General features: G+C 65.8%; 14 protein-coding genes. 4 read left to right on the top strand and 10 right to left on the bottom strand.

Annotated features, from left to right (window positions below; translation table 11 throughout):
• Nucleotides 1-5: 5 nt before the first annotated feature.
• Nucleotides 6-1,769 carry a class I adenylate-forming enzyme family protein gene (locus tag AR323_RS09480; RefSeq protein WP_057883684.1) on the bottom strand — a complete coding sequence of 588 codons (1,764 nt, stop codon included), beginning with the start codon at nucleotides 1,767-1,769 and terminating at the stop codon, nucleotides 6-8.
• A gap of 181 nt (nucleotides 1,770-1,950) precedes the next feature.
• On the opposite strand from AR323_RS09480, the gene AR323_RS09475 reads away from it, so the two are divergent.
• From AR323_RS09475 to acs, 4 genes are read left to right on the top strand one after another with little or no spacing between them, the layout of a single operon-like run.
• A complete protein-coding gene (locus AR323_RS09475; RefSeq protein ID WP_057883683.1) occupies nucleotides 1,951-3,186 on the top strand; it encodes a serine hydrolase domain-containing protein in 1,236 nt (411 codons plus the stop codon).
• A gap of 13 nt (nucleotides 3,187-3,199) precedes the next feature.
• Nucleotides 3,200-5,239 (top strand): 3-hydroxyacyl-CoA dehydrogenase NAD-binding domain-containing protein, encoded by a 2,040-nt coding sequence (locus AR323_RS09470; RefSeq protein ID WP_057883682.1) that lies wholly within the window; start codon nucleotides 3,200-3,202, stop codon nucleotides 5,237-5,239.
• 8 nt (nucleotides 5,240-5,247) lie between these two features.
• On the top strand, nucleotides 5,248-6,762 hold the full coding sequence (locus tag AR323_RS09465) for a hypothetical protein (protein WP_057883681.1): 1,515 nt from the start codon (nucleotides 5,248-5,250) through the stop codon (nucleotides 6,760-6,762).
• A gap of 32 nt (nucleotides 6,763-6,794) precedes the next feature.
• Nucleotides 6,795-8,750 (top strand): acetate--CoA ligase, encoded by a 1,956-nt coding sequence (acs, locus tag AR323_RS09460; RefSeq protein WP_057883680.1) that lies wholly within the window; start codon nucleotides 6,795-6,797, stop codon nucleotides 8,748-8,750.
• Here acs and AR323_RS09455 read toward each other — a convergent pair.
• From AR323_RS09455 to AR323_RS09415, 9 genes are all read right to left on the bottom strand, one after another.
• Entirely contained in the window at nucleotides 8,740-9,576 is an 837-nt protein-coding gene (locus AR323_RS09455; protein ID WP_057883679.1) for an alpha/beta hydrolase, read from the bottom strand. The two genes, acs and AR323_RS09455, sit on opposite strands and share 11 nt — an antisense overlap.
• Before the next feature lie 14 nt (nucleotides 9,577-9,590).
• Entirely contained in the window at nucleotides 9,591-10,826 is a 1,236-nt protein-coding gene (gene kynU / locus AR323_RS09450; protein WP_057883678.1) for a kynureninase, read from the bottom strand.
• Nucleotides 10,826-12,376 carry an acetolactate synthase large subunit gene (locus AR323_RS09445; protein WP_057883773.1) on the bottom strand — a complete coding sequence of 517 codons (1,551 nt, stop codon included), beginning with the start codon at nucleotides 12,374-12,376 and terminating at the stop codon, nucleotides 10,826-10,828. Before AR323_RS09445 ends, kynU begins: the two co-directional genes overlap by 1 nt.
• Nucleotides 12,377-12,467: 91 nt before the next feature.
• Complete coding sequence (glgX, locus tag AR323_RS09440) at nucleotides 12,468-14,243, bottom strand: glycogen debranching protein GlgX (protein ID WP_057883772.1); 1,776 nt, start codon at nucleotides 14,241-14,243, stop codon at nucleotides 12,468-12,470.
• 8 nt (nucleotides 14,244-14,251) lie between these two features.
• The gene (locus AR323_RS09435; protein ID WP_057883677.1) at nucleotides 14,252-15,883 is read right to left on the bottom strand and encodes an alpha-D-glucose phosphate-specific phosphoglucomutase; all 1,632 of its coding nucleotides are present in this window, start codon (nucleotides 15,881-15,883) and stop codon (nucleotides 14,252-14,254) included.
• The gene (glgA, locus tag AR323_RS09430; RefSeq protein WP_057883676.1) at nucleotides 15,880-17,337 is read right to left on the bottom strand and encodes a glycogen synthase GlgA; all 1,458 of its coding nucleotides are present in this window, start codon (nucleotides 17,335-17,337) and stop codon (nucleotides 15,880-15,882) included. The genes AR323_RS09435 and glgA overlap by 4 nt, the downstream gene beginning before the upstream one ends.
• Nucleotides 17,334-18,596: a glucose-1-phosphate adenylyltransferase gene (glgC, locus tag AR323_RS09425; protein ID WP_057883675.1), complete on the bottom strand. Its 1,263-nt coding sequence runs from the start codon at nucleotides 18,594-18,596 to the stop codon at nucleotides 17,334-17,336. Before glgC ends, glgA begins: the two co-directional genes overlap by 4 nt.
• Before the next feature lie 18 nt (nucleotides 18,597-18,614).
• Nucleotides 18,615-20,783: a 1,4-alpha-glucan branching protein GlgB gene (gene glgB, locus AR323_RS09420; RefSeq protein WP_057883674.1), complete on the bottom strand. Its 2,169-nt coding sequence runs from the start codon at nucleotides 20,781-20,783 to the stop codon at nucleotides 18,615-18,617.
• Nucleotides 20,780-23,179, bottom strand: a complete 2,400-nt coding sequence (locus AR323_RS09415; protein ID WP_057883673.1) for a glycogen/starch/alpha-glucan phosphorylase — start codon at nucleotides 23,177-23,179, stop codon at nucleotides 20,780-20,782. The genes glgB and AR323_RS09415 overlap by 4 nt, the downstream gene beginning before the upstream one ends.
• Nucleotides 23,180-23,218: the final 39 nt, after the last annotated feature.

Below are 23,218 nucleotides of genomic sequence, written 5' to 3'. Positions count from 1 at the left end.
CCAGGTCAGCGCTGCCCGGGCGGCTGTTCGAAGAGCGCCTTCAGGTCCTTCTTGAGGATCTTGCCGTTGGCGTTGCGCGGCAGCGTGTCCGCGCTGAACAGGATCCGGACCGGCACCTTGAACTTGGCCAGCCGCTCGGCAACCCAGGCCTGCAGTTCAGCCTCGGTGGCGGTCGTGCCGGGTGCGAGGTGGACCACCGCTGCCGGTTCTTCGCCCAACTGCTGATGCGGGATGCCGACCAGCGCCGCGTCGGTCACCGCGGGGTGATCGTAGAGGACGTTCTCGACTTCGGACGAATAGATGTTCTCGCCCCCGCGCAGGATCATGTCCTTGGCCCGGTCGACGATGTAGCAGAAGCCCTCCTCGTCGAGCCTGGCGAGGTCACCGGTGCGCACCCAGCCGTCGATGAAGGTCTCGGCAGTGGCTTCCGGGTTGTTCCAGTACCCCTTCACCACCATCGGCCCGCGCGCATATAGCTCGCCCACCTCGCCTACCGGAAGCTCCTCGGTGCCGTCCTCGTTCATGATCTTGAGATCGGCGACCGCGACCGGCGGGCCGCAACTGGTGGGGCGGTTGAGGTAGTCCTCGCTCGAGTGGCCGGTGACGGTCGCCATCGTTTCGGTCATGCCCCAGCCGTTGCCGGGCAGCGCGCCGAAGATGTCGCGGATCTTGCGCACCAGTTCCGGGGCGGAGGGCGCGCCGCCGTACGCGATCGCCTCCAGGCTGGAGAGGTCGTAGTTCTCGCGGTCGGGATGCTCGATCAACTGCCACGCGATCGTCGGCACCCCGCCGGTCACGTTGACCTTCTCGCGCTCGATGATCTGGAACGCCTTCACCGGATCCCACCGGTGCATGAACACCAGCGTGTTGCCCGCCGCCAGCGTGCCCATCAGGGTGGCCGAGCAGGCGGTGACATGGAACAGCGGGATCACCGTCAGCGCCGTCTTGGGCACCGGGTCGGGCGGCACCTCTCCGCGCCGCAGAACCGACACCGTGGCGTTGTAGGCGCCAGAGAAGATGTTGGTCACGAGATTGCGGTGCGTGCCGAGCGCGCCCTTGGGCTTGCCGGTGGTGCCGCTGGTGTAGAAGATCGTCGCGTCATCATCGGCCGCAATATCGACCGGAGGCAGCTCAGCATCGGGCAGGTTCTTCCACTCGTCAGTGGTGCCGATGAGTTCCTCAAGCCGCGCTGCTGGTGGGGCGAGGTCGCCCAGGCACCGGCTGACGAATACGTGGCGCAGCGAGGGGATGTCGCCCGTGTGCGGGGAGATTCGGTCCCACCGCTCCGCATCGCAGATCAGCACCGTGGTGCCCGAATCCGCCAGCCCATAGGCAAGCTCGCCGCCAGTCCACCAGGCATTGAGCGGGACGCACACCGCACCGATCGTCACGCTTGCGAAGAACGCCACCGGCCATTCGGGCAGGTTGCGCATCGCCAGCGCGACCCGGTCGCCCTTCTTCACGCCGTGCGCCTGCAGCACCTGCGCCAGCTTTGCCACCGCGCGGTGGAACGCGGCATAGGTCACCCGCTCGTCTTCGTAGATGGTGAACTCGCGGTCGCCGTGCGTGCGCGCGACCATCATCAGCGCGCGCAGGTTTTCCGGCGCGTTCTTCCACACCCGCGTGGGCACGCCGCGGATGGTGATCGTCTCCATTTCGAATCGCTCGCCAGGCGCGGTGAGCTTGTCCTGGATCTGTCCGCGGCTCATCGCGGGCCAGCCCGCGGGCGGCGTCCAGCCGAGAACCTCGGCCAGGTTGGTGTCAGGCATCGCTTTCCCTTATGCTTATGTCTTTGGCCCGACTGTATGAGCAATCGCGCCGCCTTCGCAAGCGGGCTTTCCAGATGCAGGTATGGCGGCAAGCGGCGGAGAGTATTTGCCCTGATCGGAAAGCTGGGTATGGCTTGACCGCAAGAGCGCCGATGGGCGCCATGCGGGAGAGAATCGCGTCATGCTGGACACCACCACTGCCACCGCGCTGGGGTTCGATCAGGATCGGCTGAATCGGATCGAGCCATTTCTGCGCACCGCCTATCTCGACAGCGGCCGCCTGCCGATGATGCAGGTGTCGGTCGCCCGCGACGGCGAGATCGCCTATCGCGCGCAGATGGGCGTGATGGGCGAAGGGCGCGAGGACCTGCGCGACGACGCGTTGTTCCGCATCGCCAGCATGACCAAGCCAGTCACCTCGATCGCGTTCATGCAGCTGGTCGAACAGTGCAAGGTCGCGCTGGAGGACCCCGTGACCAAGGTGTTTCCGGAATTCAAGAACCTGTCGGTCTACGCCGGCGGAGGCGGCAGCGGGGCGCCGTTCGTGCCGGGCGCGGCGGCGGGGCCCATGCGCTTCGTCGACCTGCTCACCCACATGAGCGGCCTCACCTATGGCTTCCAGCAGCGCAGCAACGTCGATGCCGCCTATCGTGAGAGCAATTTCGACTTCGCCCGCGCGCAGCTCGACAGCGATGAATATATCGCCAAGCTGGCGAAGATCCCGCTCGAGTTTTCGCCCGGCGACCGGTGGAATTACTCGGTGTCGACCGACGTGCTGGGCGTGGCGGTGGAACGGCTCAGCGGCATGCGGCTGGGGGATTATTTCCAGCAGCACATCTTCGGCCCCCTGGGCATGACCGACACCCGCTTCGGCGCGGAAGGCCAGCTTGAGCGGCTGGTGGACGCGTATCAATACGTGCCCGGCCAGCCGGCCAAGCTGATCGACGCGGGCCGCACCAGCCGGCTGGGCCAGGCGGGCAAGTTCGACAGTGGCGGCGGCGGCCTGGTCGGCACCATCGGCGATTACGAGAAGTTCTGCGCCATGCTGATCGGCCGCGGAGAGCTGAACGGCGCGCAGATCATCGCGCCCAAGACGCTCGACCTGATGACCGCCAACCACTTGCCCGGCGGCCAGGACCTGACGCAGCTGTCCCAGAGCCTGTTCTCCGAAAGCCAGAACGCCGGTGTCGGCTTCGGCCTGGGCTTCGCCTGCGTGATCGATCCCGCCAAGACCCTGATGCCGTCGAGCAAGGGCGAATTCTACTGGGGCGGCGCTTATTCGACCGCGTTCTTCGTCGATCCGGTGGAGGGCATCTCGATGGTGTTCATGACCCAGGTCTACCCGTCCAGCGCCTATCCGGTGCGCCGCCAGCTCAAAACCCTGATCTATTCCGCGCTGTCCGACAGCCGCGCTTGAGGAGCCTGAGAAAATGACCGATCCGATTTCCTCCCACCGTGACGGCGAAGTGCTGGTCGTCGTGTCCAACAACCCCCCGGTCAACGCGCTCGGCCAGGCGGTGCGCGCCGGCCTCAAGCGCGAGGTCGAAGCCGGCCTTGCCGACGACAGCGTCAAGGCGATCGTGATCCGCTGCGACGGGCGCACGTTCTTCGCCGGGGCCGACATCACCGAATTCGGCAAGGCGCCGCAGGGCCCCAGCCTGCCCGAAACGCTCGATGCGATGGAGGCGAGCGACAAGCCGGTGGTCGCCGCGATCCACGGGACGGCGCTGGGCGGCGGGTGCGAGGTGGCGCTCGCCTGCCACTACCGCGTCGCAGTGCCGAGCGCCAAGCTCGGCCTGCCCGAGGTCAAGCTCGGCCTGATCCCGGGCGCTGCCGGCACCCAGCGCATGCCGCGCCTGGTCGGTGCCGAAGCCGCGCTGCCGCTGGTCGTCGGCGGCGATCCGATCAGCGCCAAGAAGGCGCAAAGCATCGGCCTGCTCGATGCGATCGTCGGCGAGGACAGCCTGGAGGCTGACGCCGTCGCCTTCGCCCGCAGCAAGATCGGCCAGTCGGTCCCGCGCGCCTCGGAGGGCACCAGGAACCAGGACGGGGTGCGCGATCCCGACATCTTCGATAAATTCCGCGCTAGCCAGGCGCGCAAGATCCGCGGCTTCGACGCGCCCAACGCCGCGATCGAAGCGGTCAAGGCGGCGGGCGAGCTCCCCTACGCCGAAGGCGTGAAGAAGGAGCGCGAGCTGTTCGGCAAGCTGATGTCCGGCACCCAGTCCGCCGCCATGCGCCATTACTTTTTCGCCGAGCGCGCCGCGAACAAGATCGACGATGTGCCCGCCGACACCCCGCTGATCCCGATCAAGCGGGTCGGCATCATCGGTGCAGGCACCATGGGCGGCGGGATCGGGATGAACTTCCTGACCGCCGGCATCCCGGTGACGATCCTGGAGATGCAGCAGGAAGCACTCGACCGCGGCGCGAAGACCATCCGCAAGAATTACGAGAATACCGCCAAGCGCGGCCGCATGACCGAGGATGCGGTCGAAAAGGCGATGGGTCTGCTCAAGCCGACGCTCGACTATTCCGAACTGGCCGACTGCGACCTGGTGATCGAGGCCGTGTATGAGAACATGGACGTCAAGAAACAGGTCTTCGCCAAGCTTGACGAAGTGGTGAAACAGGGCGCGATCCTAGCCTCCAACACCAGCTACCTTGACATCGACGAGATTGCGACCGCCACCAAGCGGCCCGGCTATGTCGTGGGCATGCACTTCTTCTCACCCGCCAACGTGATGAAGCTGCTGGAGATCGTGCGTGGGCGTGAAACCCGGCACGACGTGCTGGCGACGGTGATGAAGCTCGCCAAGACCATCGGCAAGGTCGCCGCGGTGTCGGGGGTGTGCCCCGGGTTCATCGGCAACCGGATGCTCAGCCCGCGCCAGCAACAGGCCAACGCGCTGATCATGGAAGGCGCGAACTATTGGGACATCGACGACGTCCTGCTCGAATTCGGTTTCCCGATGGGGCCGTTCCAGATGGGCGACCTCGCCGGGGTCGACATCGGCTGGCACCGCGATCCCAACCGCATCGAAACCCTGCGCGATGCGCTGTGCGCGGCGGGTCGCTGGGGGCAGAAGGTCGGCAAGGGCTTCTACGACTACGACGAGGCCCGCAACCGCACCCCGTCCGACGAGACGCGCCAGATCATCGCCGATTTCGCCGCGAAGGAAGGCAAGCCGCAGCGGGAAATCTCGAAGGACGAAATCCGCGAGCGGCTCCTCTATCCGATGGTGGACGAAGGCGCGAAGATCCTAGACGAAAAGATGGCCCAGCGCGCGAGCGACATCGATGTAGTCTGGATCAACGGCTACGGCTGGCCGCTCTACACCGGGGGCCCGATGTTCTGGGCCGATACGATCGGTCTGAAGACCGTCGTCGAAGGGCTTGAAAAGCATGGCCTTCCGGTGAGCGACTACCTGCGCCGCAAGGCCGATGCAGGCGAGAGGTTCAACGCCTGACCGCTGACATGTCCTCGGACAACACCCCGGTAATCGTCGGCGTCGGCCAGGTCGTCGAGCGGATCGGCGAACCGGATTACGTCGGTCGCAGCGCCGCCGATCTCGCCGCCTGGGCGAGCGAGCGCGCACTCTCCGATGCAGGAGCGGATCGCGACCTCAAGCCGCTCGTCGGGGTGGTCCATGCCATCCGCACGTTCGAGGATTCGGGCGCGGCGCCCTTTCCGTTCGGGAAACCCGACAAGTTCCCCCTGGCGGTCGCACGCCGCGTCGGCCTCAGGCCGAAGCACGCGATCCTGGAAGCGGTCGGCGGGCAATCCCCGGTCACCGCGCTGATCGAGGTGGCCGAGCGGGTGGCGCGCGGCGAGGTGGCCGCCGGATTGGTGTTCGGCGCGGAGGCGATTTCGTCCACGCGGCACCTGTCCGGCGCGGGCGAGACGCGCGATTGGTCCGAAACCAGCGACGGAGAGATCGAAGATCGCGGCTCAGCCCGCATGCTGACGAAGCAGGGCATCGTCCACGGCATCGTCAGCGCGCCGATCGCCTATGCCTTGCAGGAAAATGCCCGCCGGGCGCGCCTTGGCATGAACCGCGAGGACTATCGCATGGCGATGGGGCGCCTGTTCGCCCCGTTCAGCGCGGTCGCCGCTAGGAACCCGAATTCGTGCGCGGCAAGCGAACCCCTCTCGGCCGAAGACATCGCGACGATCACGCCCCGCAACCGGATGATCGCCGATCCCTTCCCGCTGAAGGTCGTCTCGCGCGACCAGGTGAACATGGGCGCTGCCATCCTGGTCATGTCGGCAGGCGCAGCGCGCTATGCCGGTATCCCCGAAGACAGGTGGGTGTTCGTTCACGGCGCGGCGAGCGCCGCGGAGCCCGATATCCTCGACCGCGCCGACATGGGCGCCTATCCCGCCGCTGCCGCCGCGCTCGATGCCGCCCTGGCGGCGGCCGGCAAGACTGCGACCCAGATGGATGCGTTCGATTTCTATTCGTGCTTCCCGGTCGCCGTATTCTCGACCGCGATCGATCATCTCGGCCTGTCCGCCGACGATCCCCGCGGGCTGACGGTGACCGGCGGGCTTCCGTATTTCGGCGGCGCAGGGAACGGCTATTCGAGCCATGCAATTGCCGAAATGGTCGATGGGCTGCGCGCCAAGCCGGGATCGTTCGGCCTCGTCGGTGCGAACGGCGGGTTCCAGAGCAAGTATGCGGCGCTCATCCTGTCGACGCAGCCCGCGCCGTTCCCCGGCTGGAGCGAGGCACGGCGACCCGACGACGGCGCGCATGTCGTCGCCGACCTGGTCGAGGGAGCCGGCAGGATCGAGACTTACACCGTCGTCCATGGCCGCGAGGGTCCAACCTATGCCATCGCGATCGGGCGGCTACCGGACGGCAAGCGCTTCATCGCCCGCAGTGACGATCCCGCCTCGCTTGCGGCGATGCAGGCGCGCGACCCGCTCGGCGCGCAAGTCGCGCTATCGAACGACGGAGAACGCAACGCGTTCACCTTGGCCGGATGAACCGCTAGTCTCCGACCCCGAAGGAGAGAACCATGACCGAGGCCGCCGCGCAGCACGATGACGAATGGGTGTGCCGCCCTCGCAACGCAGCCGAGGGCACGAACTGCACCGCCGATCAGTACGCGGCGATGTATGCCCGCAGCATCGACGACAGCGACGCGTTCTGGCTGGAGCAGGCGGACCGCCTCGACTGGATCGAGAAGCCGACCAAGGCCGGCGACTGGAGCTTCGATCCCGTGGCCATCGAATGGTTCGCCGACGGCAAGCTCAACATCTGCCACAATGCGGTCGATCGCCATGTCGCGGCAGGTCACGGCAACAGGCTGGCCCTGATCTTCGAGCCCGACGATCCGCAAGGCGCGGTTCGCCGGATCACCTATGCGGAACTCCAGGCCGAGGTGATCCGCATGGCAGGCACGCTCAAGAAGATAGGCGTGGTCAGGGGCGACCGGGTCACGATCTACATGCCGATGGTGCCCGAAGGCGCTTTCGCCATGCTCGCCTGCGCACGCATCGGTGCGATCCATTCGGTCATTTTCGGCGGCTTCAGCCCCGAAGCGATTGCGGGCCGGATCGAGGATTGCGCGAGCGACTGGGTGATCTGCGCCGACGAAGGCCTGCGCGGCGGAAAGACCGTGCCGCTCAAGGCCAACGTCGATGCGGCGCTCGAAAAGGTCGGGGTGAAGGCGGTGTTGGTGATCCGGCACACCGGCGGGTCGGTCGCCATGACCGAAGGCCGCGATCACTGGTATCACGACCTTTCGGCGGGTGTGGCGGCAGACTGTCCGTGCGAGCCGATGGCTGCAGAGGACCCGCTGTTCATCCTCTACACCAGCGGATCGACCGGCAAGCCCAAGGGCGTGCTGCACACCACCGGCGGCTATGCCGTGTGGACCGAAACGACATTCCGCCACGTCTTCGATTACCGGCCCGGCGAGGTGTTCTGGTGCACCGCCGATATCGGCTGGGTCACCGGACACAGCTATGTCGTCTATGGCCCGCTGCAGAACGGCGCGACCGCGCTGATGTTCGAAGGCGTCCCCAACTTCCCCGACCACGACCGCTTCTGGACCACGGTCGCCAAGCACAAGGTCAACATCTTCTACACCGCCCCCACCGCGATCCGCGCGCTGATGCGCGAGGGCAAGGAGCCGGTGCAGCGCCATGACCTGTCCTCGCTCCGCCTGCTCGGCACGGTCGGAGAGCCGATCAATCCCGAAGCCTGGCGCTGGTATTCCGACACCGTCGGCAAGGGCGCGCTGCCGGTGGTCGACACCTGGTGGCAGACCGAAACCGGCGGCGTGATGATCACGACCCTGCCCGGCGCGCACGACATGAAACCCGGCAGCGCGGGCAAGCCGTTCTTCGGCGTGTGCCCGCAGCTCGTCGATGGCGATGGCGTGGTGCTGGAGGGCGCGGCCAGCGGGAACCTGTGCATCACGCGATCCTGGCCGGGACAGGCGCGCACCGTCTATGGCGATCACGAGCGGTTCGTGCAGACCTATTTCAGCACCTATCGCGGCAAGTACTTCACCGGCGACGGCTGCCGCCGCGATGCCGACGAATATTACTGGATCACCGGCCGGGTGGACGACGTGATCAATGTATCGGGCCACCGGATGGGCACCGCCGAAGTCGAAAGCGCCCTGGTATTGCACGACAAGGTGGCCGAAGCCGCGGTCGTCGGGTTCCCGCACGACATCAAGGGCCAGGGCATCTATTGCTATGTCACCCTCAACGCTGGCGAGGATCCCTCCGACGATCTGACCGCGGAACTGCGCCAGCAGGTGCGCAAGGAGATCGGCCCAATCGCCTCGCCCGACCACCTGCATTTCACCCCCGCGTTGCCGAAAACGCGATCGGGCAAGATCATGCGCCGCATCCTGCGCAAGATCGCCGAGAACGAGACGAGCACGCTGGGCGATACCTCGACCCTCGCCGACCCCTCGGTCGTCGACGCCCTGATCGAGGGGCGGCTCAACCGCTAGGCGGATGCGCCTCGAGCCAGGCGATGAGGTCGCCGATCACCGCGTCCTTTTCCGGCTCGTTGAAAATTTCGTGGTAGAGGCCGGGATAGGTGATCACCGTCTTGTCCGCCGCGCCGATGCTCTCGGCGACCGGGCGCATCCCGGCGAGCGGAACGAGGCTGTCCGCCTCGCCGTGCTGGATCAGGACCGGCACCATCATCGTGGGTGCCTTGTCGCGATAGCCGGAGACGGACGTGAACATCTCGTGCGCGGTGCGCGCGGAAACCTTGGCGTTCGTGACGAGCGGATCGTCGACATAGGCCTTCACCACCGCCGGATCGCGGCTGACCGCCTCGGCCGGCAGTTCGATCATGCCGGTCCGGGGGGCGATCGCAGAGACGATCGACAGCACCAGGCGCTGCGCCGTCGGCACGCTGCCGCCGATCAGCGGACCGGAAAGGGCAAGGCCCGTCAGATCCTCCGGCCAGCGAAGGGCGTAACCGAACGCGACGTTGCCACCCATCGAATGGCCGACGAGCTTGATCGGCCGACCGCCATGCCGCGCGCGAACGGCGCCCACGAACCCGTGGAAGTCTTCGATGACATGGCTCATGCGGTCGACGAAGGCCCGTGGGCCGCCCGATTTTCCGTGCCCCCGGTGATCCATCGCATAAACCGCAAAGCCGAGCGGAACGAGCCGGTCGACCAGGTTGCCGTAGCGCCCGCCATGCTCGGCATAGCCGTGCGAAATGGCGATCACGTCGCGCGGCTCATTCTCGGGAAGCCACCCCTGCGCGTGGAGGGCAATGCCGCCGTGTCCGGTCAGGCTCCATTCGATGTGCCGCATTCAATTTCCCCCGATCAAGTCACCGCAGCGCGTTCCCTATACTCTGGCGCATCCCATGCACCCTCGTCCATCACCGCGGCTATCGCGCGCACGGCAGCTTCGACGTCTGCAAAAGAGGTGTAGAGCGGCGTCAGGCCGAAGCGCAGGACATCGGGGGCGCGAAAGTCGCCCACCACGCCCCGCGCGATCAGCGCCTGGACGATCGGATAGGCCTGCGGGTGTGCGTAGGAAATCTGGCTCCCGCGCTCGGCCGGGTCGCCGGGGCTGACGAGCGTGAACCGATGCCGCGCAGCGACAGGTTCCATGGTTTCCACGAACAGTTGGCCCAGCGCCATCGACTTGACGCGGAGCGCGGCCATGTCGGCTTCCAGCATCAGGTCCACCCCGACTTCCAGCGCGGCGAGGCCGAGGATGGGCGGCGTGCCGACCAGGAAGCGCGCGATGCCGGGGGCCGGTTCGTAGCGATCCTCGAAATCGAACGGGCGGGCATGGCCGAACCATCCGGACAGCGCCGGCATCGCCGCCTCCTGGTGGCGGCGGGCGACGAAGATGTAGCCCGGCGCACCGGGCCCGCCGTTGAGGAACTTGTAGCCGCAGCCGACCGCGAAGTCGGCCCTGGCGTCGTTCAGCGCCACCGGAATGGCGCCCGCGCTGTGACTGAGGTCCCAGATCGCCAGTGCGCCCCTGGCATGCGCCGCCGCCGTCGTCGACGCCATGTCGCGGACGGCGCCGCTGCGATAATGCACCTGGGTCAGCAGGACCGCGGCGGTATCGTCGTCGATCGCGGACACCACGTCGGCCCCGTCGACGAACCGCGCGGTGATCCTGCGACCGGTCAGCGCCTCCAGCCCCTGCATCATGTAGATATCGGTCGGGAAGTTGCCCCGCTCCGAAAGGATCGTCGAGCGATCCGGGTTGAGCGAGATCGCGGCGCAGAGTGCCTTGAAGACGTTCACCGACGTCGAATCGCAGGCAACCACTTCCCCCGCGCCGGCCCCGATCACCCGTGCGATCTTGTCGCCGACGCGCTGTGATGCGTCGACCCAACCTGCGCTGTTCCACGAGCCGATCAGACCCTTGCCCCACTCGGTTTGCACGACTTCCGCCACGCGGTCCGGCGTGGCTTTCGGCAGGCACCCCAGCGAATTGCCGTCGAGGTAGATCACGCCGTCCGGCAACGCGAACCGATCGCGAAAATGCCGCAGCGGGTCGGCGGCATCCATCGCCGCAGGGGAAACCGCGCCCTCCATCAGTAGAGCTTCACCTCGATCAGCCGCGGCCCTGCCTCGCCATTCGCATCCAGCAGCGCCTTGGCGAGCCCTTCGGCGGTATCGACCTGTACGCCTGGCACGCCCATCGCCTTGCCCATCGAAAGCCAGTCGATCGTCGGCCTGTCGATGTCGATCATGGTCAGCGCCGCCTCGCTCGGCCGGTCGCCCGCGCCCATGTTCGAATATTCGGCCTTGAGGATGTTGTAGGTGTTGTTGGCGAACACGACTGTCGTGACCGGAAGCTGCTCGCGCGCCTGCGTCCACAGCGCCTGGATCGTGTACATCGCGCTGCCGTCTCCGACGAGGCAGATCGTCCGCCGGTCGGGACACGCGAGCGCCGCGCCGGTCGCCACCGGGGGACTGTAGCCGATCGAGCCACCCAGGTTGTTGATCATGTCGTGAGGCCGCGCACCGAGCGTGTAGCTCATGGATTCGCGTCCGCTCGTCAGGCTTTCGTCCACGACGATCCCGTTCTCGGGAATGCCTGCACACAGGGCATGGGCGATGCTGATCGGATCGAGCTTGCCGCTGGGCACGACCACTTCCGCAGAGGGCTGGTACTGTGCTTGTGCGTTGCCCAGCCCGAGCTCGTCGATCAGCATCTGCAGCGCGAGGGTGCTATCCTCGTCCGGCTCGCTGAGCGAATGCACCTGCGTGCCGGGTTCCTTGAGCAAGCTGGGCAGCCCGGGGTAGCTGAAGAAAGCCACCGGCTCCTTCGTCTCGAGCGTTACGATGTGCCGCGTACCTTGGAGGAACTTGAGCGCAGGCGCGACCGAATAGGGAATGCGCTCGAGCGGCACCCGCCCTGCCCCGCGTTCTATGCGGTTTGTGAAGAACTGGCTGGCGAGGCGGCAGCCGGTGCCGGCGGCAACCTTACCGGCAAGCTCCAAAGGCTCGATCCGGCACGCCTTGTTGGCGAGGATCAGCATCGTCGGCTCGCCAGAACGCAGCACCTTGGCAACCTGCGCGATCCGTTCGGGATCGGGAGCCTTGCGCCCCTGCGCAACCGGAGACGGCGCGATCGCCCCGCCGGCATCCTGCCATGCGGTATCACCCGGCAGGATCAGGGTCGCGATCTGGCCGGGATGCTCGCTTGCCTTGGCAACCGCCATGGCGGTGTCCCACGCGATCGTCTCGGCCGACCCGCCCCGGCGCACCCAGTGCGACAGCGGACGCGCCAGTCCTTCGATATCGCTCGTCAGCGGGGCATCGAACTTCAGATGCTTGGTCGCATGCTCGCCCACGACATTGACCATTCCGCTCGATGCCCGCCGTGCATTGTGAATGTTGGCAAGGCCGTTGGCGAGGCCGGGTCCGAGGTGAAGCAGCGTTGCCGCCGGCTTGTCCGCCATGCGGTAGTACCCGTCCGCCGCGCCGGTGCAGACACCTTCGAACAGGCACAGCACCCCGCGCATGCGCGGATCGCCGAGCGCGGCGAGAAAATGCATTTCCGACGTGCCGGGGTTTGCGAAACACACGTCGACCCCGTGGTCGACCAGCGTGGTAACAAGGCTCTGCGCGCCGTTCATGGTGATGGTTTCGATCCTTAAAATTGCATCGGAACCGGTAGCGTCCACTTTGAAGGATGCGAAGGACAAATCCGCCGCAATACGTCTCCGCTCAGCCGATCGTGACCTTGCGTCCGGCACGATCGACCGTGAACCCCGGGTGGTCGGAACCTTCGGGCGGACGGTAGGCGAAGCCCGGTGTATCGGGCCAGTCCCAGGCGCCCTCGTCCATCGGCTCGCCGTCCAGCCTCAGCCAGGTTCCGCCCTCGGGCAACGATGCGAACCGTTCGCCCCTCAGGCGCGACAGCTCGGCAACGTGCGCCTGAAGGTCGCGGTCCCGGCTCTCCCAGTCGACCCAGCCGATCTCGTTGTCCTGGCAATAGGCGTTGTTGTTGCCGCGTTGCGTGCGGCCGAATTCGTCCCCGGCGGTGAGCATGATCGTACCGGTCGAAGCGAAGAGCGAGCCCAGCATTGCTCGCATGGTGGCGCCGCGCGCTTCGATGATGGCGGGGTCGTTGGTGGGACCTTCGGCGCCGTGATTGTTGCTGTAATTGGCCCCGTGGCCGTCGCGGTTGTCCTCGCCGTTCGCCTCGTTGTGGCGATCGTTGAACATCACGCTGTCGGCCAGCGTAAACCCGTCATGTGCGGCTACGAAGTTCACGCTCCGGCAGTCGGTACCGAACAGGTCGTCCGATCCGGCGAGGCGATGCGCCATCGCCCCATGTCCGCCGCCGCAATTCCAGTATTCCCGCACGTCGTCGCGGAATTTGTCGTTCCACTCCAGCCAGTTGGACGGAAACTGACCGAGCTGGTAGCCGCCCGGTCCGATGTCCCACGGCTCGGCGATGAGAACCCGGTCGTGCAGCCACTCGTCATCGGCCATGGCGGCAAAGATCGGCGCGTTGGGATCGAACCCGGGGGACCGCGCCATGATCGGCGCAAGGTCGAAGCGGAAGCCGTCGATCCCGCATCGCGCCACGAAGTGCCGCATGGTGTCGAGCGCCAGTTCGCGCACCCATTCCTGCCCGAAGTCGACCGTGTTGCCGCAGCCGCTGTCGTTGACGAGTATGCCGTCCTCGGTGCGGGCATAGGCGCTGTCGTCCAGGCCCCGCAGGCACACCACGTTGCCGCCCGCATCGCCCTCTCCCGTGTGATTGAAGACGAGGTCGAGCAGCACGCCGATCCCGGCTCCGTGCAGCGTCTCCACCGTTCGGCGCAGTTCGCGCACTCCGCCCGGACAAATTCCGGGATCCAGCGCCATCGGCGCGATCGGATTGTAACCCCATGCGTTGACGAGGCCCAGCGGACCGAGGTGGGGTTCGTTCATCCAGGCGATCACCGGCATCAGTTCGACGGCCGTCACGCCCAGGCTTTTGAGATGTGCCACGACCACGGGGTGGCCCAGCGCGGCAACCGTGCCCCGCTGGTTCTCGGGAATGTCCGGATGCCGCATGGTGAAACCGCGGACGTTGAGTTCGTACACCAGGCCGCCGCGCCGAAAGAGCGGTGCCTTGCGGGGGAATGCTTCGTATTCGCGCATGACGATCGCGCGGGGGACGAGGTGCGCGGTATCCTTCCCGCGCTCGGTCAGGGCAATGTCGGCCGTGAACCGGCGGTCGAGCTGGGTTGCGTGCGGATCGACGAGCAGCTTGGCCTCGTCGAACCACATTCCTTCATCAGGATTCCATTCGCCACGCGCGCGATAGCCGTAGGTTTTGCCGGTGAGGTCCTCGGCCACCTCGACAAACCAGTGTTCGCCGTTGGGATCGCGCTCCATCGCTATTCGACGTTCGCCACCCTCATCATCGAACAGGCAAAGGATCAACGCCTCGGCCCGAGGAGAGCGAACCCGGAAACGAGTCGTGCCATCGCTCACGATGGCGCCCATTTCGGCGCTCAAGTGACGACGTCCGGTGCGTTGCGCCCCGTGATCGCAGCGATGCCGGCGATTTCCTCTGCAATCGTAACCAGGTCTGCAAGCATGGCGCCGGTTTCTCCGTCGGTCGTTCCATCCGCCGGCTCGAACCGTTCGAGGTAGAGGCGGATCGTCGCGCCTTCGGTACCCGTACCCGAAAGCCGGATCACGAACCGCGATCCACCGTCGAACACCACGCGCAGCCCCTGGTTCCGGCTGATCGACCCGTCGACCGGGTCGGTGTAGGAAAAACTGTCCGCAGTAGCGACACTCAAGCCACCGAACCGCGTGCCCGGCAGTGTCGCAAGTCGCTGGCTCACCCGTGCCACGACCGCTTCCGCAAGCGCGCTTTCGACGCCCTCGTAATCATGACGGGCGTAATAATTCCGACCGAACCTGCCCCAATGCTCATGTGCGATCTGCAGAACGCTCTTGCCCGTTGCGGCAAGAATGTTGAGCCAGAGCAGGACTGCCCACAGACCGTCCTTTTCGCGGACATGATCGCTGCCCGTGCCTGCACTTTCCTCGCCGCAGATGGTCGCGAGGCGCGCATCGAGCAGCGTACCGAAGAATTTCCAGCCAGTCGGCGTTTCCCAAGCCGGAATGCCGAGCGCTTCCGCAACGCGATCCGCAGCCGCGCTGGTCGGCATCGAACGGGCAATACCCTTGAGGCCAGCCGCGTAGCCCGGCGCGAGGTGGGCGTTGGCCGCCAGCATCGCCAGCGAATCCGACGGCGTGACGAACATCTGTCGGCCGATGATCAGGTTGCGGTCGCCGTCGCCATCGCTCGCCGCGCCTAGGTCGGGCGCGTCGTCGCGCATCATGGTCTCGTACAGATCCCGGGCGTGGACGAGATTGGGATCGGGATGGTGGCCGCCGAAATCCTCCAGCGGAATACCGTTGCGAACCGTGCCCGCAGGGAAACCCAGGCGCCGCTCAAGTATCTCGGCGGCATAGGGCCCTGTCACGGCGTGCATGGCATCGAAAGCCATCGAAAGGCGCCCTTCCGCAGCCGCCGCGCGGATCAGGGCGAAATCGAAAAGCGTCTCCATCAGGTCGGCGTAATCGGCGACGGGATCGATGACTTCGACCTGCATGGTCCCGACCGAGGTAACTCCCGGCGCGTCGAGATCGATATCGGGCGCGCTCACCGCAAGCCACCGATCAATCGTCTGGGTCCGCGCGTAGATCGCCTCGGTCACGGCCTCGGGCGCCGGGCCGCCGTTCGCGATATTGTACTTGATGCCGAAATCCTCGCCCGGCCCGCCCGGGTTGTGGCTGGCCGAGAGGATCAACCCGCCGCTTGCACCGTATTTCCGGATCACATGGCTGGCCGCCGGGGTCGAGAGAATGCCCCCTTGACCCACGAGCACCCGCGCGTAGCCGTTGGCGGCTGCGATCCGGATCGTCTGCTGGATGACCGTGCGATTGTGATACCGTCCGTCACCGCCGATCACCAACGTGCTGGCTGCGGGCCGTTCGGCCACGTCGAACACCGATTGGACGAAGTTCTCGGCGTAGTTGGGCTGCTTGAACACCCGAACCTTCTTGCGCAGGCCGGACGTCCCCGGCTTTTGACCATCGAATGGCGTCGTCGGATGCGTCACGATCATTGCGCGTCCCCGGCAAGCTGGCGGTACAGCGCGGCGTAAGCGGCGCCGCTGGCTCCCCACGAAAAGTCGGCCTTCATCCCGTTGCGCTGGAGCCGGCGCCATTCGCCGGGACTTCGATAGAGCTCTACCGCCCTGCTCACCGCAGCGGCGAGCGACACCTGGTTGACTGCGGTCATCTGGATTCCCGTCGCGACACCGGCTGCCAGTGCGGCCGGGTTGGCATCGATGACCGTATCGGCCAGCCCGCCCGTGCGCGCCACGACCGGTACGCAGCCATAGGCGAGGCCGTAGAGCTGCGTCAGCCCACACGGCTCGAACCGGCTGGGCACGAGGATCGCGTCACCCCCGCCCTGCATCCGGTGCGAGAGCGCTTCGTCGTAGCCGATCCTCACCCCGATCCGCCCGGGGTGACGCAAAGCGGCGTCGGCGAACCCGTGCTCGATCGTCGCATCGCCGGACCCGAGAAGGGCGAGCCGACCGCCGATCCCGACGAGGTGGTCCAGCACCTCGATCAGGACATCCATCCCTTTCTGCCAGGTGAGCCGGCTGACGACCACGAACAACGGGCCCTCGTCCGTGCCAAGCCCGAACTCGCGCTCCAGCGCCCGCTTGTTCGCCTTGCGCCGGGCAAGCTGCCCCGCGCCGTACTGCGCCGCCAGATAGGGATCGCTGGCCGGCGACCATTCCGCCGGATCGATGCCGTTGAGAATGCCGTGCACGCGGTTCGATCGGGCAAGGACGATGCCCTCGAGCCCCATGCCGAACTCGGGCGAGCGAATTTCCTGCGCATAAGTCGGGCTGACCGTGGTGATGCCGTCGGCGAGCTGCATCCCGGCCTTCAGGAACCCGACCCCGCCATAGCTTTCGACGCCGTCGACGGACCATGCCTCATCGGTCAGTCTCAGTTCGGCAAATATCGCTGCGTCGAAGTATCCCTGGAACGCCATGTTGTGGATCGTCACGACGCTCGGCACCGACCTGCCCCCATCCAAGGGAGCGAACCGAAGGTAGGCAGGCGTGAGTGCGGCCTGCCAATCGTGCGCGTGTACGATGTCGAAGGCCAAACCCTTTGCCGCTCCGCCCGCTATGTCGGCGGCCGCTCTGGCAAGCGCGGCGAACCGGCGCCAGTTGTCGTCCCAGTCGCGGCCCGCCTCGTCGCCATACGGCCCGCCGACCCGGTCGAAGTATGCCGGAGCGTCAAGCACGAGTAGCGGGTTTCCGCCCAACTCGCCTGCCAGTAACCGGGCCGGCTGGCCCAACAGCATCGGCCACTTGTGGACGACCTTGGCCTTCTCGAGGCTCGACATCACCGAGCGATAGCCGGGGATCAGGGTCGTCAGCTCGACGCCGTGCGGCGCAAGTGCAGCCGGCAGGGCACCGGCAACGTCCGCCAGGCCACCGGTCTTGACCAGCGGCACGGCCTCCGAGGCGACGGACAGGACCCTCAGTGTCAAACCAGGCGAGCCATCATGTCGCGGGTGACCAGCACGACCCCCCGCTCGGTGACCCGGAAGCGCCGCGCATCGAATTCGGGATCCTCGCCGATGACCATGCCTTCGGGAATGCGCACCCCGGAATCGACGATCACGCGATTGAGCCGCGCGCCGCGCCCTACGTTGCAATAGGGCAGGATCACCGCCTCGTGAGCGCGCGAGTAGCTGCCCATCTTCACCCCGGTGAACAGCAGGCTTCGGCTGACTTGCGAGCCCGAAACGATGCAGTCGCCGGAAACGAGCGAGGACACCGCGTGCCCGCGGCGGCCGTCTTCGTCATGGACGAACTTGGCCGGTGCGGCGACCACCGCATCGGTCCAGATGGGCCAGTCGCGGTCGTACATGTTGAGCTTTGGTACCGTGTCGGTGAGGTCGAGATTGGCGTCGAAATACGCGTCGAGCGTGCCGACGTCGCGCCAGTATTCCTCGATCTCCTCGGCCGCGCGAATACAACTGGCCGTAAAACGGTGCGCGACCGCTTTCCCGTGCTTGACGATGTAGGGGATGATGTCGCCGCCGAAGTCGCGCCTTGAGTTCGGGTCCTCGGCGTCGCGGCGCAACTGCTCGAACAGGAACCGCGTCTCGAACACGTAGATGCCCATGCTGGCGAGCGCCATCTCCTCGTTGCCCGGAATGCCGGGCGGGTCTTTGGGTTTTTCGACGAACGCGGTGATCCGGTCGGTATTGTCGACGTGCATCACGCCGAAGCCGGACGCTTCCGATCGCGGAACGACGAGGCAGCCGACCGTCACGTCCGCCCCCGAATTGACGTGCTGCTGCAGCATCAATTCGTAGTCCATCTTGTAGATATGATCGCCCGCCAGGATGACCATGTAACGCGGCGCGTGGGCTTCGATGATGTCGATGTTCTGGAATACCGCGTCGGCGGTACCTTCGTACCATTGGCTCTCCGAAACACGCTGACTGGCAGGAAGGATGTCGAAGCTCTCGTTGCGTTCCGGGCGCATGAAGTTCCACGCGCGCTGCATATGCCTGATCAGCGAATGCGCCTTGTACTGCGTGGCGACGCCGATCCGGCGAATGCCCGAATTGATTGCGTTCGACAGGGCGAAGTCGATGATCCGGCTCTTCCCCCCGAAGTAGACCGCCGGCTTCGCTCTCCGGTCGGTGAGTTCCATCAGGCGGCTTCCGCGACCGCCGGCCAGGACATAGGCCATCGCATCGCGCGCCAGCGGTCTGCTACTCCATCCCTCTCGCATCCCAGTCTCCTGTTTTTCTTATCCTTCGTATCGCAGCATCAACGTTCCAAGCGGAGGAAGGGCCACGTTGGCCGCCCCGCTTTCAGCGAAAACCCCGCCAAGGTTTCCCTTGCCGCTGCCGCCATAGGATTGCGCATCGCTGTTCAGGACCTCGGCCCAGCGACCGTCTCGGGGGAGCGGCACGCGGTAATCGTCATGCCCCGTCGGCGTCATGTTGGCGATGATCGCCACCGGCGCCGCGCCCGGTGCCTTGCGGACCCACGCGAAGACCGAGTTGGCTTCGTCGTCACCGATCAGCCACTCGAACCCCTCGGCTTCGCAATCGCGCGCATGGAGCGCCGGCTCTGATCGATAAAGCCTGTTGAGGTCCGCCACGAGGCTGCGCACCCCGGCGTGAAGCGGCGACTGGTTCAGCTCCCAGTCGAGGCTCCTTTCCTCGCTCCACTCGCGGCGCTGGGCGAATTCCTGGCCCATGAACAGCAGCTTCTTACCAGGATGGCCCCACATCAGCGCGTAATAGGCGCGAAGGGAAGCGAACTTCTGCCAGTCGTCGGCCCCGCTCATCTTGGTGAGCAGGCTGCCCTTGCCGTGGACGACCTCGTCATGACTCAGCGGCAGCACGAAGTTCTCGCTGAAGGCGTAATGGAGGCCGAAGGTGATTTCACCATGGTGAAACTTCCGGTGGACCGGATCCCGCCCCATGTATTCGAGGGTGTCGTGCATGAAGCCCATGTTCCACTTGAAGCCGAAGCCCAGCGCGGTTCGCGGTCCTTCTTCGTACGCCGGGGCGGTAACGCCGGGCCAGGCCGTCGATTCCTCCGCGACCGTCATCACCCCCGAATGCGTGCCGTACAGCGCACGGTTGGTCGCGCGAAGGAACTCTGCCGCCTCCCAGTTCTCGCGCCCGCCGTGCTCGTTGGGGATCCATTCGCCGGCCTCGCGGCTGTAGTCGCGGTATAGCATGGACGCCACGGCATCGACCCGCAGGCCGTCGACGTGATACTTCTCAGCCCAGAACAGCGCGTTGTTTACCAGGAAGCTTTGCACTTCGCGCCGACCGAAGTTGTAGATCGCGGTGTTCCAGTCGGGATGGAAGCCGAGCTTGGGATCCTCGTGTTCGTAGAGCGCGGTACCGTCGAACCGGGCCAATCCGTGTTCGTCGACCGGGAAATGCGCGGGCACCCAGTCTATCAATACGCCAACCCCGGCGCGGTGCGCCCCATCGACAAAACGGGCGAACCCTTCGACATCGCCAAATCGGGCCGATGGGGCATAGAGACCCGTCGTCTGGTATCCCCACGACGGGTCATACGGATGTTCGGAAACGGGCATGAATTCGATATGGGTGAAACCCATTTCGACCACGTAGGGGATTAGCCGCTCGGCCAGTTCGTCCCAGGTCAGGAACCAGTCGTGCGGGTTGCGCTGCCAAGATCCCGGGTGGACTTCGTAGATCGAGATCGCCTCGCGCCGGGGATCGACCGAAGACCAATGGGCGCGATGGTCCTGGTCACCCCATTCCGCCTTGCCGGCCCGCGCGACGATCGACGCCGTCTTCGGGCGCAATTCGGAAGCGAAGGCGAACGGATCGGCCTTGAGCGGCTGCAAGGCTCCGTCAGCCCCGACGATCCGGTACTTGTATGCCTGCCCCTCGCCGATATCGGGGATGAAAATCTCCCAGATGCCGACGCTCTGGCGGGCGCGCATCGGATGGCGCGCGCCGTCCCAGTCGTTGAAGTCGCCCACCAGGCTGACGAGCCGGGCGTTGGGCGCCCAGACGGCGAAGTGGACCCCGTGACAGCCTTCATGTTCGATCGGGTGGGCACCCAACTTGTCGAACAGGCGGTAATGCGTGCCCTGCGCAACCAGCAAGTCGTCGACGGGGCCGAGCACCGGCCCGAAGCTATAGGGATCGGTGACCCACCACTCGTTTGCCTGCGACCGACAGCGATATTTGACCGGTTTGGGCTTTCCGCGCAGTTTTCCTTCGAACAGGCCCCGCTCGTCGACCCGTGTCAGCTTCCCCAGAATGCCGCCGCGAAGCGAATACGCGACCGCTTCCTCGGTCGCCGGAAGGATCGCCCGCGCGAACGTGCCGCCCGGCCCGTCGTGCGAGCCAAGCAGGGAGAAGGGATCGGAATGTGTTCCCGCCAGCAATGCGTCGATCGCGGCGGGCGGCGGCTTCAAGCGACGTTCCAGATTTCGCGGGCGTATTCGGAAATCGTCCGGTCGGATGAGAACCAGCCGACGTTGGCGATATTTCGGATCGCGCTTTCCCTCCACGCCCTGCGATCGCGCCAGCGATCGTCGACCGACCGCTGCGCGGCCGCATAAGCGTCGAAATCGGCGGCCAACATGAACCAGTCGCTCGACATCAAGCCGCCCATCCAATCCGCGAACCGCGAGGGATCGTCGGGACTGAAAACCCCGCTTGCGATGGAGTGCACTGCCTGCGCCAGTTCACTCGACCCCTCGATCACCGAGCGCGGGTCATAGCCCGCGTTTCGCTTGGCGGACACTTCCTCGGCCGTCAGGCCGAAGATGAACATGTTGTCCGCGCCGACGCGTTCGAGGATCTCGATGTTCGCACCGTCCAGGGTGCCGATGGTCAGCGCGCCGTTCAGGGCGAACTTCATGTTCCCGGTGCCCGAAGCTTCCATGCCCGCGGTGCTGATCTGTTCGGAGAGGTCGGCTGCGGGAATGATCCGTTCGGCCAGGCTGACGTTGTAGTTCGGGACGAACACGACCTTCAGGAGGTCGCCGACCGCAGGATCGCCGTTCACCCGACGCGCAACGTCGTTAGCGAGTTTTATGATCAGCTTGGCGTTGTGGTAGCTCGACGCCGCCTTGCCGCCGAAGATCTTCACCCGCGGTGCCCAGTCGCGTTCGGGATGGCTGCGGATCTGATCGTAGAGCGCGACCGTTTCGAGAAGATTCAGCAACTGTCGTTTGTATTCGTGGATGCGTTTGACCTGTACGTCGAACATCGCATCGGGATCGAGCTGGACGCCGGTGAGGTCGGTCAGGTGCTGGGCAAGGTCCACCTTGTTCGCGCGTTTGACCGCGTCGATCCGCTCACCGAACGCGGCATCGTCGGCATGATCGGCCAGCGCCTCGAGCTGCTCGGCGTCGTCGAGGAAGCCATCGCCGATGGCCTCGCGGATCAGGCCGGTGAGGCGCGGATTGCACTGCTGCAACCAGCGCCGCGGGGTGACGCCGTTGGTCTTGTTGTTGATGCGGTCCGGATAGAGCGAGTGCAGGTCCGCAAAGACGGTCTGCTTCATTAGTTCGGTGTGAAGCGCCGCCACCCCGTTGATGCTGTGCGATCCGGCGAATGCCAGGTTCGCCATGCGCACCCGGCGCTCGCCATGCTCGTCGATCAACGAGATCGAGGAGATCGCCTCCGGGGTGAGACCGGCCTCGCGCGCTTCCCGCAAAACCACCGCATTGATGGCATAGACGATTTGCATGTGGCGGGGCAGCAGCCGCTCGAACAGCGCGTGCGGCCAGCTTTCCAGCGCCTCGGGCAACAGGGTGTGGTTGGTGTAGCTGATCGTCCGCTTGGTTATGTCCCACGCTTCTGCAAAGGGTATCGCGTGCTCGTCGATCAGCAATCGCATGAGCTCGGCGACCGCGACCGAGGGATGCGTGTCGTTGAGCTGGATGGCCGCCTTGTCGGGCAACGTGCGTACGTCGCCGTGATACTGCGCGTGGCGGCGAACGATGTCCTGGATCGATGCCGACGAGAAAAAGAACTCCTGCCGCAAACGCAGTTCCTGCCCCGCGGGCGAACCGTCCGCAGGATAAAGCACGCGCACGAGGGTATCCGCTCGTAGCTGCCCCGCAAGCGCACCAAGGTGGTCGCCTGCGTTGAATTCATCGAGCTTGATCGGATCGAGCGCATTTGCGGTCCAGAGCCGCAGTGTGTTCACCCGCTTGCCGCGCCAGCCGACAACCGGAGTATCGACCGCAACCGCCTCGATCACCTCGGCAGGATTCCAGGTGGCGCGTTCCCCGTCCGCCACGACCTCTCCCCCGAAACCGACCGGATAGGCGCTTTCGGGCCTTTCGAATTCCCACGGATTGCCGTGCGCCAACCATGTCTCGGGCAGTTCCACCTGCCAGCCGTCGTCGATGCGCTGCCGGAACATCCCGTTCACGTAGCGAATGCCGTATCCGTAGGCAGGGATGTCGAGGCTGGCGAGGCTTTCCATGAAGCAGGCGGCAAGCCGTCCCAATCCGCCGTTGCCGAGCGCGGCATCGGGCTCGAGTTCCTCCACGGCCGCAAGGTCCAGGCCCAGGCTTGCCAGGGCCTCTTCCATCTCGCCCGTCAGGTCGAGGTTGGACATCGCATCGCGCAAGAGCCTGCCGATCAGGAATTCGAGGCTGAGGTAATAGACGCGCTTGCCCTTGGTATCGTGGGTGCGGGTGGTCGACGCGATCCACGCATCGATCACATCGTCGCGCAGGGCATAGACGGCGGCGTTGTACCAGTCGTGCGGCTTGGCGGCGCGCTCGTTCTTGCCCACGCGGTGACGCAGGACCTTGACGATCCGCTGTTCGAGGGCGTGCCTGGTATCCATTGCGTGCCGAAAGTCCCTGTCTTCCGGGATCGCAGTTGC

The organism is Tsuneonella troitsensis (assembly GCF_001441535.1).
In the GTDB taxonomy this organism is placed as follows: domain Bacteria; phylum Pseudomonadota; class Alphaproteobacteria; order Sphingomonadales; family Sphingomonadaceae; genus Tsuneonella; species Tsuneonella troitsensis.
Note: the sequence above shows the minus strand (reverse complement) of the source record. Positions and strands in the feature narration are given on the sequence as shown.

Bases quoted from the DNA above. Each gene is read 5' to 3' on its own strand.
- AR323_RS09480 (WP_057883684.1), bottom strand. From the start codon at position 1,769: ATGCCTGACACCAACCTGGCCGAGGTTCTCGGCTGGACGCCGCCCGCG.
- AR323_RS09475 (WP_057883683.1), top strand. From the start codon at position 1,951: ATGCTGGACACCACCACTGCCACCGCGCTGGGGTTCGATCAGGATCGG.
- AR323_RS09470 (WP_057883682.1), top strand. From the start codon at position 3,200: ATGACCGATCCGATTTCCTCCCACCGTGACGGCGAAGTGCTGGTCGTC.
- AR323_RS09465 (WP_057883681.1), top strand. From the start codon at position 5,248: ATGTCCTCGGACAACACCCCGGTAATCGTCGGCGTCGGCCAGGTCGTC.
- acs (WP_057883680.1), top strand. From the start codon at position 6,795: ATGACCGAGGCCGCCGCGCAGCACGATGACGAATGGGTGTGCCGCCCT.
- AR323_RS09455 (WP_057883679.1), bottom strand. From the start codon at position 9,576: ATGCGGCACATCGAATGGAGCCTGACCGGACACGGCGGCATTGCCCTC.
- kynU (WP_057883678.1), bottom strand. From the start codon at position 10,826: ATGGAGGGCGCGGTTTCCCCTGCGGCGATGGATGCCGCCGACCCGCTG.
- AR323_RS09445 (WP_057883773.1), bottom strand. From the start codon at position 12,376: ATGAACGGCGCGCAGAGCCTTGTTACCACGCTGGTCGACCACGGGGTC.
- glgX (WP_057883772.1), bottom strand. From the start codon at position 14,243: ATGGGCGCCATCGTGAGCGATGGCACGACTCGTTTCCGGGTTCGCTCT.
- AR323_RS09435 (WP_057883677.1), bottom strand. From the start codon at position 15,883: ATGATCGTGACGCATCCGACGACGCCATTCGATGGTCAAAAGCCGGGG.
- glgC (WP_057883675.1), bottom strand. From the start codon at position 18,596: ATGCGAGAGGGATGGAGTAGCAGACCGCTGGCGCGCGATGCGATGGCC.
- AR323_RS09415 (WP_057883673.1), bottom strand. From the start codon at position 23,179: ATGGATACCAGGCACGCCCTCGAACAGCGGATCGTCAAGGTCCTGCGT.